This window comes from Streptomyces sp. NPDC047000, assembly GCF_040644295.1.
Lineage (GTDB): Bacteria > Actinomycetota > Actinomycetes > Streptomycetales > Streptomycetaceae > Streptomyces.
In genome coordinates this window covers 46323-59015 of sequence record NZ_JBEYWE010000036.1, presented here as the reverse complement: position 1 = coordinate 59015, position 12693 = coordinate 46323, and the positions used below count along the sequence as shown (strand labels likewise).

Sequence of the window (12693 nt, the reverse complement as noted above, 5' to 3'; positions counted from 1 at the left end):
GGCGTCGGGCGCGCCGCCGCATTGTGCACGGCGGCCCCGTGGTGGGCGATCTGACCGGCACCTGGTGGTGCAGCCGCTACGGCGTCCCGACCGGCCCCGGGGCCGCCGGATGATAGAACCGGGCATGACCTTCATGACGCCGGGTGTGGCCGCTGCCGGTATCAAGGCCACGGGCAGCGTGGCGAGCGCGGTGGTGGGACGGTACCGGCCCGCGGGCGTGCCCCGGCTGGGCAGCAACGAGGACCGGGCGGAGGCGTACCGGCGGCTGCTGGACGCCTCCGCCCGCTCGTTCGGCTACGCCTACCAGTTCACCCACCTCAGGCGTGAGGGCGGGCGGGCGGCGGACAAGGTATTGCGGAGCCAGCTGCCCCAGGCGTGGGAGCTCAGCAGCGAACTCATCGGCGCGCTGCAGGGCGTGCGGCTGAGCGGCAGCGTGCACGTCATCGCCGCTGCGGAGAGTCTTGTTGCCGCGACCGGCGACCTAAACCTGAACGAGAAGAGCCGCGACCGCTTCCAACGACAGGCCGAGGCGGTGGTGGCCGCCCGGGATGCGTTCCTGGACGTCTGCCGGGAAGACCTCGCCTACACCGCCCGCTGGTGGCAGATACGGCGACGGATCAAGGAGCGCCGCTCCCTGCGCGAGCAGACCAGCAGTTGAGGTGCCCGGCCGATGACACGGTCGCCGCCGTGCCGCCGCCCGGCTCACCGCGGCGTCTGGAGGTGCCTCGTCCAGGTGAATCTTCTGCGTTCCGGCGAACCCCACGAGCGTTCAGCACGTCGTGCCGGCCAAGAAGCCGATCAACGAAATGCACCTGACGCAACCCTGGTTGGTCGTCGACGTCGCGGCGACTGGCGGCGCGGCGTGGAGGCGGCCGTCATCTACCACGGCGGCCTGAAGAAGGTCCCGTTCGCCTATCGCGTGCCCGACAGCCAGGCGCAGCAACCTCAGGACGAGAGTGGGGGGCCGGGGCAGCGAGGGCGAGGGTGTGCATGAGGTGTGGCCGGCCTCGCTCCCCACCTTCCCGCTGGGGCAGTGGTTCGCCGACGCTGGCCGCCTCTACGCCCACGGCCGCCTCGGCGGACGCCAACGGGTGCGAGGCGGCCGCGCCGCGGCGGGGGGACAGGGTCCGTTGCTGCTGGCCGCTGCGGCCGCTGGTGAGCGGTACAGGCATCGCGGCGGCTCTGCGGTGTATGCCGGGGCGGTTCAGCCCGCTGCTGCCGAGTGCTCACCGTCATCTGGGCGGGTTTGCCGGGTGTGCTCCGTGCGTGCCGCTTCCAGCAGCGTGCGCCAGGAGGTCACGGTCGGCCGACGCCGCAGCAGGGCCCGGCGCTCGCGCTCGGTCATGCCGCCCCAGATCCCGTGCTCGATCCGGTTGTCGAGCGCGTGGGCCAGACATTCGGTCCGTACCAAGCAACCGGCGCAGACGGCCTTGGCCTTGTTCTGCGCGGCTCCCTCGACGAACAGCTCGTCCGGGTCGGCCGTACGGCACGCCGCGTGCTCGCTCCACTCTTCGTCCCCGACCATCCCGGTACCGTCCCCCGTCCTGAACTGCCCGCTCTGCTCCCCTGCTTGCGGACCGCGCATGGCAGACCGTACGGCAACCACGGGGCGGGAGGGAACATCCATTCCCGGCGGCCATCCCATCGGGTGACCTTCCGCTTGCCCTGGCACGAGGTGGGGCGGGAGCAGGTGCGTTCACCTGCTCCCCCGGGGATCGGTGGCACCTCTGTCGTCCTCGGGCGGGCGTCAGGCAGGCGGTGAGCGGTGGGTGTCAGTCATGCTGCCACCAGGTCACTGTCCCGCGGGCCCGCAGGCAGTTCCTCCTCTTTCCCACCTTTCCTGTGGTCGGCCGGGGTGGCGGCACCGGGCGCGGGCGTGTCCGGGCTGGGGCGCGGACGGTGGCCTGGCGCGTGAGGGGGTCGGCGAGGCCGCGTAGAGGGTCCAGGACGGTCGGCAGATCACTGCCGAGGTCGCCACCGGTGTGATCGCTCTGCCCGCTCCTGAGCCCGGGCCGGGGTCAAGGATCCTGCGCTCGCCGCCGGGGCACGAAGGGGCCTGTTCGGCCGCAGGGCGGTTGGGCGGGCTGTGGAAGAGGATGACGAGCGCGTCGGCCCGCCGGCCCCTGGGGGCTGCGGTGGCCTCCGGCTCCGCCCGGTGGCTGGCACGCGCGGCGTGGCCGGGCCCTCGGTCAGGCGGTTGCAGGGCCCCGTCAGCGGGGGGGGGTGCCCTGGTGGACGGTCGGGGCCTGGTGGGGACCGTCTGCTTCGGCGCGGGCCCAGGAGCCGTCAGGGGGCCTCCAGACGGTGCGCCCGCCGCCGTCGTGGCGTGCGCACGGACCGCCGTTGGGCGTGATCGAGTGTCCGCCCGAATGCGGTTCTGCTGTACGCCCCCCTGGTCAGCCGCGAACGCGCCGCCAACGAACACGGCTTCGCGAACCTCAAGAACTGGCGGATCCTGACCAAGCTCCGCACCGACACCCGGCAGGCCACCACGCTCCTGCGGGCCCTGCTCGTCCTGGCGAACAGCGAAGTACAGCGGTAACGAGACGGGGCGGACGATCTCGCCCCGATGATCACGCCACCTGCCAGCGTGAGGGCCTCATCGACACATCACACCAGCCCCACTGAACTGCGGAAACGAACTTGGCGGAGGCTCACTCCTCCTCGTACCGAGCGCTGCGCCCGGCCCGATTGATGGTGTGGGCTCCCCCAGGGTCAAGGTCAACCTGATGTCATACGGGGGCGGGCGCCCGGTCGCCGGGACACCCGCCGGTGGCGGACCCGGGCCGGCCGGGACGGCTGCCACCGGAGCATGCCGCTGTACGGCGCCGCGCCAGCCGCCGTCCCGCTCACCCCGCGGCGTCCCCGGTCGATCGCAGCAGCAGAGCCCGGCGGGCGGAGCCGACGTGGTGGCGCATCGCGGCGACCGCCGCTTCGGGGTTGCGGGTGAGCACGGCCAGGAAGATGACCTGGTGCTCCTCGAGCGATCCGGTGCGCGGATGAGGCGCGGTGAAGTCGCGGTACTGCCTCATGACAAGGGGATACAGCAGGGTGTCGTAGGCACGGGCCAGCGTCTGCTGGTGAGCAGCGCGCTTGATCTGCTGATGGAACGTCCGGTTGCCTTGCGAGTAGCCCTCCTGGTCTCCGCGCGCCTGGCAGTCCGCCATGAACTGCAGCGTACGGCGCAGCTCCTCGATCTCCTCCTCGGTCGCGCATTCGGCCGCCTTGCCGGCCAGGGCGGACTCGAGGGTTTCCCTGGCCTCCAGGATGTCCAGTGCCTCCTCGACCGTGAAGTCCCGTGTGCGGACACCCCGGTTGACTTCGCTGGTGACGTAACCCTCCTGCGTGAGCTGCACCAGTACGGCCCGCATGGTGCTGCGCGAGACGCCGAACCTCTGGGTCAGGTCCGCCTCGGTGAGCCGGGTGCCCGGCGCGAAGGTTCCCGAGAGCAGGAGTGAGCGCAGGCCTTCGTAAGCCTGACTGTGCCGCGTCGACGGGCCCTTGCCTGGGTCGGCCGTCTCGTCGTGGTGCTTCGGGTTCACATGATCACCTGTGGCTCGGGGATGTCTGCCGCGTATCGAGCAGTATGGCTGCCGCCCGGGGCGGTGGGGCCTCGCTGACGACGTGTCACACCTGCCGCGGCGGGTGGCGGGAGCAGCCCTGCGAGGATTGCCTGCCCGGCTGCCGACCCGGCGATGATCGGCTCGTTTGTCCAACAATTTAAGTTCGATGGTCAGGCATTGCGGTTCATGCTCTCGATTAATCTGCACACTCCTTGCCGGTGCGCCAGGGTGGTGTTACGGTCGCTCACGAGTTGTTCGACAATCTGCACGATGGGCGTGTGTAACCGTACGAGCCGAGCCTGAGTCGGGCCTGAGCTGAACCGCAGCCGGGACCGGCTCTCGGAGCTTGCTGCCCACCGACTGACTCCACAGCCGCAGCCAAGGCCGACCGGCAAGAACTGCCGCCACGCCGTCGGGCGAAGTCAGTCCCCCTGTTGCCGGCCGAGAGGCCCGACCGTCGCCGCGAGCGGCAGTCGGCCCGCGGTCGCGTGTCCGCCGATGGCGAAGGGAACCGAAACACCGATGTCACCCCACCTCAATCGCAGAGCGTTTCTGACGAGCACCGCCGCGGTCGGCGCCGCCGGCTTATTGCCCCTTCGCTTCGCTGTCTCGGCGGCCGCCGACGGCAAGAAGGGCGTGCTGCTGATGAACCGCATCGGACCGTCGTCCTCGACCCTGTACATCGCCGACGTCGACGGATCCAACGAACGCAAGCTGCTCGCCGGGACGAGCGCGGCCTTCGACCGTCACGCCGCCTACTCCCCCGACGGCAAGACGGTGTACTTCACGTCGGAGCGGAGGGGCGACGGCAACTCCGGCGTCTACTGGGGCAGCCTCAACGGATCGGGCCAACTGGTGGGCGTCCAGTCCCTGGTGGGCGGTCCCGCGGTGAACGACTGCGCCGCCCTGTCCCCGGACAGGAGGACCCTGGCCTTCTCGTCCACGCGCTCGACGGACCACCTGTCGCACATCTGGCTGCAGAACATGCAGACCGGCGCTCTGACCGACCTCACGGGTACCGCCGCGCTCGCCGGTGATCCGGCCAGTCCCGACGGCCACTTCCGCCCGGTCTGGTCGCCCGACGGTCAGTGGATCGCCTTCTCCAGCGACCGCAACACCACCTGGCGCGGCCACGACGACGGCAAGGGCTGGGAACACACCCAGGAACTGAGCATCTACGTCATCCGCCCGGACGGCACCGGCTTCCGCCGGCTGGCGACCAAGCCGGGATACTGCCTGGGCTCACCCAAGTGGTCGCCGGACGGCCGGCGGATCGTCTACTACGAGATCACCACCGAGGGCACCTGGGGAGCCCACCGCCCGGAGGACATCGGCGTCGTCGAGTCGCAGATCGTCTCGGTCGATGTCGCCACCGGCACCGACCGCGTCGAACACACCTCCGGTCCCGGTCTGAAGGTGTCACCCCAGTACGTCACCGGCACCGAGATCGGCTATCTCGTCAAGGGCGGAGCCGACGAGGGCCTCGCTTACACGTCGGGCAGGGCAGCCGTCAAACGGTCGCTGCGCTCACCCGTCTGGTCCCCGGACGGCAAGTCGGTCATCTACGAGAAGCAGGGCTTCGGCAGCCGTACGCTCGACGAGACGCTCTACAGCTGGGACGCGGACTGGGACTACCGCTTCTGTGACGTGTTCCCGGTGCTCTCGCGTCAGGGCCGGCTGGCCATCACGCAGAAGCAGACCGGTTCCGCCGCCTCCTCGATCGTCACCCTCAGACCGGACGGTTCCGACCTCCAGGTCGTCTTCGACACCGCCGCCAGCGGGCTCGACCCGACGCTGGTCGCGCGGGGCCTGGCCGGCGCGTTCCGGCCCGCCTGGTCGCCCGACGGTGACTGGATCGCGTTCGGTCTCGGCGGCTGGTTCCAGGAACGGGCCACCATGACGGCCGCGATCTGGCGGGTGCGCAGCGACGGCAGCGCCGCGGAGGCTCTGACGGACAACTCGACGAACGCCGGTTTCCCGAGCTATTCGGCAGACGGTACGAAGATCGTGTACCGGGTGTGGGGTCAGGAGAACGGTCTGCGCGTCCTCGATCTCACCACCAGGGCGACGACCGTGCTCACCACCGGGTCCGACAACCTGCCGGACTGGTCCGTGGACGGCGAACTCGTCCTGTTCACCCGCAAGACCGGAACGACCAACTTCGACGTGTGCACGATCCGGCCCGACGGCAGCGACTTGCGGGTGCTCACCAGCAGCGGCGCGAACGACGGCCACGCGGTGTGGAGTTACGACGGCCGCATCCTGTACAACAGCGGGATGTACGGCTTCCGGGAGGAAGCCGCGCTGTACGACAACACCTTCCAGCCGTACGGGCAGATCATGTCCATGAACGCGGACGGCTCGGACAAGAGGCTGCTGACGGACAGCCAGTGGGAGGACTCGATGCCGCTCTACCTCCCGCAGAGCGTGCTGTCGCAGTGACGTGAACGGCGGCCTTGTGACCTCCGAGAAGGCCACAAGGCCCGCCACGAGCACAGGACGGGACGGCACTCCTTCGCAGGAGACGCCGGGACGCGGCCATGTCACCCAACGTGTCCGCGTCCCGGCGGTCAGCCGTACGTCACGAAGGTCCGGCGCCCGGTCCTTCCGGCCGCCTGCTGAAGGCGATGCAGTCGGGACGGGGCACGGCAAGGGAGGCACCCGTGTCGGTGAGCCCCCCGGACGCCCGGTCGACCGCAAAGAGGTTCACGCTGTCGCTCGCCTCGTTCGCGACGAACAGCCACCGCCCGCCGGGGTGCAGGGCGAGACTCCAGGGCGTGACCCCGGCGCAGGGAATGCGCTGGATCTCGGTGAGCAGACCGGTCTCGGGGGCGGCGGAGAACACGACCAGGGTGTTCTCGCCGCGGTTGGACGTGTACAGATGACGGCCGTCGCGGCTGACGGCCAGCTCGGCGGCGCTGGTGGTCCCGGTGTGGTCAGGTGAGTTGGTCGTCAGGAGTTGACGTTCAGTCAATATGCCCTGGGCCGAGTCCCATCCCAGCACCTGTATGTCCGCGGTGAGCTCGTTGAGCAGGTACAGCGTCCGTCCGTTCGGGTGAAAGGCCAGCCGCCGCGGTCCCGAGCCCGGTGCGGTCGCGTAGGAGCCGGGCCCGTCGGGTGCGCCTGCCGACATCCGGCGGGTGGCCGGGTCGTAGTCGTAGACGAACACCCGGTCGGCGCCGAAGTCCGCGACCAGCGCGTACCTGCGGCTCGGGTCGATGACCACGTGGTGAGGGTGGGGACCCGTCTGCCGCGGACTGGGGCCGGACCCGGCGTCCTGGACCACCGACGCCACGGAACGCAGACCACCATCGGGGCCCACGGGGACGGTCACCGCGGAGCCGGCCGCGAAATCGGCGACCAGCAAGGCGTCCGCCTTCTTGGTCAGCCCGATGTACGACAGTCCGCCGCTGCCCATCGGGACGGTCTCGACCGTGATCTCGTCGAGTTGCCGCAGCGCTCCCGAGGTCTCGTCGATACGGAAGACGCGTATGTGTCCGCCCTGCTCGCTGCCGGCGACGTAGAGGACCGGGCGGGCGGGGTGTGCGGCCACCCAGTTCGAGCTGACCTGGGCCACGGAACCCAAGGAGGTCATGGTCCCGCGTCCGGGATCGAACCGTGCCGCGTACACCTGGCCCTGGCCCCAGGTGCCGATGTAGAGCAGTTCGCCCGGGCCGTCCGGTACGGCGACGGCCGGAGTTCCGGAGAGCAGGGGCGTGGCCGCCACGGCCGACACCGTCATGGCTGTCAGCACGCTTCTCCGCGAGGGCCGCGGCGAGGAAGGGGCGCCGTCGCCCGGGGCAGGAGGCCGAGACTCGGGCCGGGCAGAATCGTTCATCGAGCGACGCCTTTCTCATGATCGGAAGGGGGCGTCCCGGGCTCTCGGCGAGCCGTGTCGGCTCCCGACGGCACGGGTAACAAGATGCGGATGTTGTCTGACAAAACTTCCCCGGAAACCTAACCCGTGAGAGTCGCGCCGACAAGAAGTCCGTGCAGTAAACCTGTCCCAAAGGCCCCCGACGGTGACCCCGCCCATCGATTGCCCGACAATCCTGGAGCCGCCGTCCTCTCGTCAGCCGGTCTGCGCGGTGACGTCGATCCGCTTGCCCGACTCGTCCCACGCCCGGTGCCAGGGGTCGGTGACGTCGATGGTCAGGTCGCCGATCCTCTCGATGCTCAGCGTCACACGGTCCCCGTCCTGCACCGGTCCCATGCCGATGTGGTAAGTGCCGGTGGCGACGACGTCGCCCGGGGCGACGCCCGCGACCGACGAGGCGACTTCGATGAGCCTGTCGATCCGATTGGCCATCCGGCTCGTGGAGAAGCGCTGCCGCAGGGTGCCGTTGACCGACAGTTCGACCACCAGGTCCTGGGGGTCCGGGATCTCGTCGGCGGTCACGAGAAACGGGCCCATGGGTCCGAACTCGGCCGGTGACTTCTTGAAGTAGTAGGTCTGTCCGACGTCACGCGCCGAGAGATCGAGGAAGCCGGTGTAGCCGAAGACATGGCTCATCGCCTCGGCGGCGGGTATGTCGCGGCCGCCCCGGCCGATCACGACCGCGAGCTCGGCCTCGTGGTGGAACACCCGTGCCTCGACGGGCGGCAGCGTCACCGTCGCGCCGGTGGGGACGATCGACAAGGGTGACTTGAGGAAGAAGTCGGCTTCCACGCCCTGCCGGTCGTCCGCGTAGTTCTTCACGGCGCACAGCAACTGCTGCGGCGACGGAACCGGCGCCTCCAGCGTGACCTCGGCCAGCGAAACGGACGAGTCGCGCGGCAGCCGGGCCAGCTGCGGCTTCAGGTCCTCGTAGCGGTCGATCAGTGCCACCAGGCGGTCCTGGGGCCTGGTGGTCAGGGGGACCAGTGATGCGGGCACCTCGGTCACCCGGCCCTCGTCGACCGTGCCCAGCCGGCCGCCGTCGAAGAAGCAGAAAATCAAAGGGAACTCCTCAATCATGAACGTGATGTCCGACCGGAGGGACGGATGGATGGAGAGCCGGACGGCCGGGCGGGGGCGAACCGGTGAAGACGGGAGGCGGCGGCTAGCGCTGGTACCACCTGGAGCCGCTGTCCGGCTCCGCCCGCGGCATCAGTGCATCGGCCGGGTCGAGTTCCTCGTCCGGCGCGGAGGAGGTCAACCGGGTCCGGAGGTGATGTCCGGTCGCGCGCTCGCGCTCGTAGTGGTCGAGGAGCAGCTCGTGGCCGAAGTCGTTGCGGTAGTCGCGCCACATCGAGTGGATGTGGTTCCCGCTGTCGATGGCGTTGTCGAACTCGAACAGCAGGCGTCGGCTCTGGATCCGGTAGTAGTGCGACGTTCCTTGCCGGGTCCCGCCGGCCCAGCAGAAGAAGATGTTCTCCGCGCCCTCGTCGTGCAGCCGCTCCAGATGTTTGTCGGCCACCACGGCAGGCATGCGGTTCAGATGGCTGGACACGAGTGACCAGAACGCCTCCGCCTGTTCCAAAGCGAGGTCCACGACCGCGATACCGCGAGGGTTGTCCTTCTCGAACTTCAGCGTCTGACGGTCCTCCTCCGATATCACGTACGAGGGGATGCCGAGGTCCCAGCGGTCCGGATACTCGACCTTCCCCAGGAGGGGCACCTGCCGGGTGACGAAGTCCGCCGGAGCGACATGATGGATGACCGCCGTGGACCGCTGCTCGGGAGAGAGCGCGTCCAGCAGGGAGAATCCGAGCCGGTCGTCGTCCTTGAGCGGTGCGAGCGCTCCGGCACTCGCGGGCTGGCTGCCCATGTTGCACGGCGTCACGGACAGGAAACGTTCGTCGATGATGGTGTAGTTGAGGGAGAGATGGTGGCCGATCACCCGCCATCCCCAGGTGTCCTCATGGCTGGGCCTGCCGAAGAACGAGAAGAAATAGAGGTCCGGATTGCGCACGTCGGCGGCGGCCACACCGAACCGGTGCGTGCCCGCCTCCCGCAGGACGTTCTCCATCGCCATGATCGAGAGGGCCATGGTGTATCCGCGTGTGCTCAGCCCGGCACTCAGCAAGGCGTGGGACAGAGCGCGCTGGTGGCCGTCCATCGCCGACAGCGACAGGCCGGTGCGATCCGGCTTGGGTACGAAGTCCCAGTCCCTCCGGATCGGCGTGTTCAGCGGGAACCAGGCCCGGGCCCGCTGCTCCTCGCTCAGGCAGCTCAGCAACGCACTCGCGTTCACCAGCATCCGGCGGATGACCTCGGGTGCTTCGTAGACCTCTGACATGAAATTCCAACTCCCAGTTACCCGAAATATCTCTGCCGGCCGTGCCTTGACACGGTTCAGACCAGGCCGAGATAACTTCCGCCGTCCACATGGACGTTGTTTCCCGAGATGTATCCGGCCTGCGCCGAGCAGAAGAAGGCGCAGGCGGCACCGATCTCGGCCGGGGCCCCGAGCCGCTGCGCGGCGACCGACTCCGCCTGGCGTCGCCGGGCCTCCTCGAAAGTGATGCCCTCTCGCTCCGCCGTCCGCTTGGCGAGCTGAAGTTGTCTTCCGGAATCGATGCGCTCCGGAAGGAGGTTGTTGATCGTCACATTATGCTTGGCCACGTCCTTCGACACCGCTTTCATCACCGATGTCAGGCCGGCCCGCGCCCCACTGGAGGCCACCATGGTGACGCTGGGACGGGTCACCACCGCGGAGGTGATGTTGACGATCCGGCCGAATTCTCGCGCGACCATGCCGTCGATCACCACGCGCAGCAGGTGGATCGGTGCCGCGAAATGAAGTTCCAGCGCTTCCCGCAGGTCCGCGTCCGAGATCTCACCGAGACGTCCGGGGCGCGGCCCGCGATTGTTGGTGACGAGGATGTCGGGGTCCGGGCACGCCTCCAGCAGGGCATTCCTGCCTTCGGTGGTGGTGAGGTCGCCCACCACGCCGTGCACGGCGAGACGGCCGACCGCACGGATTTCATCGACGGCCCGTTGCAGGGATTCCGTGTGGCGCCCGTTGAGCCATACTTCGACGCCCTCCGCCGCAAGTGCCGCGGCACAGGCGAATCCTATTCCCTGGCTCGACGCACAGACTATCGCTCTGCGGCCCGCGATTCCCAGATCCATGGTCATTCTCCCTGTGCGGAAATGAGGAAAGCAGACAGCTGTGCACCCAATTCGCTGATCCCGTCACGGTATTCCGCGATCTTCCCGGCGGCGTCAAGCAGTTGACCTGCGTCGTCCACGTCGTCGGCGGAGATCCTCATCCGTACGTCGTCGGCGACGACGCGCATGTGCAGGCCCGTGAGCACGGTCCGCATCTGTTCCGCGGCCCTCGCACCTCCACGGGTACCGTAGGTCACCAGCGCGGCCGGCTTGTCTCTCCATTCCTCGTAGAGGAAGTCCAGCGCGTTCTTGAGCACTGCCGGATAGCCCCAGTTGTACTGCGGGAAGACGAGGACGAAGCCGTCGAAGGCGCGGACGGTCTCGCTCCAGGCGCGGGTGTGCGCGTGCTCGTACCGGCCGAGCGCCGGTTTTCGCGGTTCGTCGAGGAACGGCAGGTCGATCTCCGCGAGGTCGACCGTCGCGTAGGACAAGGCGCTGTCCTTACCGAGGTGAGCGGTGACCAGGGCGGCGATCTGCGCGCAGATACGCGTCGGCCGGGTGCTCCCGATGATCACACCCACACGTCCCGGGGAAGGACGCGGCGTGTCCGCACCGGAGTCGCCGGCAGACGGACGAGTGGCTCTCACAGCGTATTCCTTTCGTGGACGGCGTCCTGGGCCCGCTGCCGGCGACGCCTCGCGGACCGGGCTAACCGAGGTACTTGTTGGTCCAATCGGTCCCCTCCTTGACAGTCGTGCTCGCCTTGGCGGCACCGATGGACACGGTGAACCTGACCCCGGTGGTCCACTGCTCGGCGGTCATCCTGCTGTTCTCTGGCCAGTCGATCTCGGAGATCGCCTCCTTGAGGATGGCCCGGGGCACGCCGGGGGACTCCGCTGCCGCTATGTCGGTGAGCGCGGCGGAGCCCTCGTTGTCGTGGATGTACTTCACCGCGTCCTGCATCGCCTGCGTGAAGTCGCTGACGACGTCGGGATGCCCGCTCGCGTAGCTCTTCTTGGTGATGGTGATGTTGCCGGGGCCCATCCGGTCGGACGCCCAGGCGGGGACGTTCTTCGAGTTGGCGACGACCACGCCCGCACCCGCCGCCTGAGCCTGCAGCGGAGTGGGTTCCGACGTGCAGAACCAGTCGATGCGGCCGGACTTCAGGGCGCTCTGGTAGATGGTCGGGCTGGAGAGGGTCGCCACCTTCATCTTGCCGGTGTCGACGCCGTAGCGGCGCAGGAAGAGGTTGGCCTCGGCGGTCGTGGACTCCGACGAGGAGCCGCCCGTCGAACCGACCAGTTCCCGGGCGACCGTGGCCAGCGGGGTGGCCGCGGTGATGTGGTGCGCCTTGGCGTACTTGGTGCTGATGACCAGGCCCAGCGGCACACCGGTCGAGGTCTGCGCCACGGTGAGCTGGTCGGTGCCGTGTTCGACCGCCGTGAGGAAGTTCTTCGCGCTGCCCGCGAGGAACTGCACAGAACCCGAGGTGAGGGCGCTGTTGGTGATCGTCGGAGTCAGCACCGCGAGCTTGACGTTGACGTGGTGCGCGGCGAAGAACCCTTTTTTCTGAGCCACCCACACCGGCAGGATGTTGACGTTGGCTCCCGACACGCCGACCGTCACCGCGACCGTGCCGTCACTCGACTTCGCTGCCGACGCCGAACTGCCGCACCCGGCGGCCAGCAGACCGGCGGTGACCAAGAACGCCGGTACGGCTCCCCGGCGGCTCAGCCGGTGACGCAGAGCGGCTCTTCGCATCAGCATGTCTTTCCCTCTTTCCTCGGTGGCCCGGCCGGTCGTCGTCACGACGCCGGCCGGGCATCTTCACGGATGCGGACGGTCACCCTTCGCGCGTCGGCGGTCCTGTCCTCATCGGCACCGCTCCGTGGTGCTCCACCATGCGCGAGTGATCCCGCCGGCCTCCCCCCTCGGCGACGGCCGGACCACACTCCGGGCGCCGACCGCGCCCGCACGCCGGTCTGCTCGGCGTTCCCACCGTCCCGACGAACGGCGAGCCACCGGAGCGAGTCCGCTCGGGCGTTGCGTGCTGCCGACGTCCCCGGACGGTCCCCTCGTCCGTGCGGCCATACT

10 protein-coding genes are annotated in these 12693 nt (G+C 69.0%); 2 read left to right on the top strand and 8 right to left on the bottom strand.

Features of this window, described 5'->3' with window-relative positions; genetic code table 11:
• Nucleotides 1-124: 124 nt before the first annotated feature.
• Nucleotides 125-658, top strand: coding sequence for a hypothetical protein (locus ABZ862_RS34705; protein ID WP_360967295.1), 534 nt, complete (start codon nt 125-127; stop codon nt 656-658).
• A 546-nt stretch (nt 659-1204) separates the two neighbouring features.
• On the opposite strand, the gene ABZ862_RS34700 is transcribed toward ABZ862_RS34705, so the two are convergent.
• Both ABZ862_RS34700 and ABZ862_RS34695 read right to left on the bottom strand, forming a co-directional pair.
• Nucleotides 1205-1525 (bottom strand): WhiB family transcriptional regulator, encoded by a 321-nt coding sequence (locus tag ABZ862_RS34700; RefSeq protein WP_360967292.1) that lies wholly within the window; start codon nt 1523-1525, stop codon nt 1205-1207.
• Nucleotides 1526-2849: 1324 nt separating this feature from the next.
• A complete protein-coding gene (locus ABZ862_RS34695; protein WP_360967289.1) occupies nt 2850-3542 on the bottom strand; it encodes a GntR family transcriptional regulator in 693 nt (230 codons plus the stop codon).
• Nucleotides 3543-4085: 543 nt separating this feature from the next.
• On the opposite strand from ABZ862_RS34695, the gene ABZ862_RS34690 reads away from it, so the two are divergent.
• The gene (locus ABZ862_RS34690; RefSeq protein ID WP_360967287.1) at nt 4086-6005 is read left to right on the top strand and encodes a hypothetical protein; all 1920 of its coding nucleotides are present in this window, start codon (nt 4086-4088) and stop codon (nt 6003-6005) included.
• 139 nt (nt 6006-6144) lie between these two features.
• Here the strand turns inward: ABZ862_RS34690 and ABZ862_RS34685 are convergent, their stop codons facing one another.
• The 6 genes from ABZ862_RS34685 to ABZ862_RS34660 form a co-directional block, all read right to left on the bottom strand.
• Nucleotides 6145-7317 (bottom strand): lactonase family protein, encoded by a 1173-nt coding sequence (locus ABZ862_RS34685; protein ID WP_360967284.1) that lies wholly within the window; start codon nt 7315-7317, stop codon nt 6145-6147.
• A gap of 318 nt (nt 7318-7635) precedes the next feature.
• Entirely contained in the window at nt 7636-8520 is an 885-nt protein-coding gene (locus ABZ862_RS34680; RefSeq protein ID WP_360967282.1) for a fumarylacetoacetate hydrolase family protein, read from the bottom strand.
• A gap of 85 nt (nt 8521-8605) precedes the next feature.
• Complete coding sequence (locus tag ABZ862_RS34675) at nt 8606-9784, bottom strand: DUF3500 domain-containing protein (protein ID WP_360967280.1); 1179 nt, start codon at nt 9782-9784, stop codon at nt 8606-8608.
• A gap of 56 nt (nt 9785-9840) precedes the next feature.
• Complete coding sequence (locus tag ABZ862_RS34670; protein WP_360967278.1) at nt 9841-10620, bottom strand: SDR family oxidoreductase; 780 nt, start codon at nt 10618-10620, stop codon at nt 9841-9843.
• 2 nt (nt 10621-10622) lie between these two features.
• The gene (locus ABZ862_RS34665; RefSeq protein WP_360967275.1) at nt 10623-11174 is read right to left on the bottom strand and encodes an NADPH-dependent FMN reductase; all 552 of its coding nucleotides are present in this window, start codon (nt 11172-11174) and stop codon (nt 10623-10625) included.
• Between the two features lie 133 nt (nt 11175-11307).
• Nucleotides 11308-12366: an ABC transporter substrate-binding protein gene (locus ABZ862_RS34660; RefSeq protein WP_360967273.1), complete on the bottom strand. Its 1059-nt coding sequence runs from the start codon at nt 12364-12366 to the stop codon at nt 11308-11310.
• Nucleotides 12367-12693 lie beyond the last annotated feature (327 nt).